The sequence below is a fragment of the Faecalibacterium prausnitzii genome (assembly GCF_003287495.1).
GTDB lineage: Bacteria > Bacillota > Clostridia > Oscillospirales > Ruminococcaceae > Faecalibacterium > Faecalibacterium prausnitzii_I.
Window position 1 is genome coordinate 1 of record NZ_PRLE01000019.1, and the last position, 504, is coordinate 504.

Genomic DNA, 504 nt, shown 5'->3' on the forward strand with positions numbered 1-504 from the left:
TTTGGTATCCTCTTGATTCTCTCTTGCCAACGAAGATTATGTTACCCTTCCTTTTGAAATTGTAATATTTCTTAAAAGAACTTACTATAATCTTTGTTTCGCAGTTATTATTCAGTTTTCAAGGTACGTCTTTGGTGATGTTCCCTCAGAGCCCAGTTTCCTGTAACTCTGATTCTTCATCACATGGTGGGCCAAAATGGACTCGAACCATCGACCTCACGATTATCAGTCGTGTGCTCTAGCCAGCTGAGCTATTGGCCCATGTGGTGGAGATTAAGGGAATCGAACCCTTGACCCCCTGCTTGCAAAGCAGGTGCTCTCCCAGCTGAGCTAAACCCCCACATCAGGTTTTGAGTAACCCTTTTCAGGGCCCTCAAAATCGAACAATATCTACTCTACTTGAACTTGTCACCTGTTCCAGGAAGCGAATCATCTTGGATGTTTCGCTTCCTGCCTGACTCCTTAGAAAGGAGGTGATCCAGCCGCAGGTTCTCCTACGGCTAC

Annotated in this window: 2 tRNA genes; both read right to left on the minus strand. The window is 45.4% G+C overall.

Going from position 1 to position 504, the window contains the following annotated elements:
* Positions 1-184: 184 nt before the first annotated feature.
* A tRNA-Ile gene (locus C4N22_RS12700) sits at positions 185-261 on the minus strand.
* A 3-nt stretch (positions 262-264) separates the two neighbouring features.
* Positions 265-340: transfer RNA gene (locus C4N22_RS12705), tRNA-Ala, on the minus strand.
* Between the last annotated feature and the right edge of the window lie 164 nt (positions 341-504).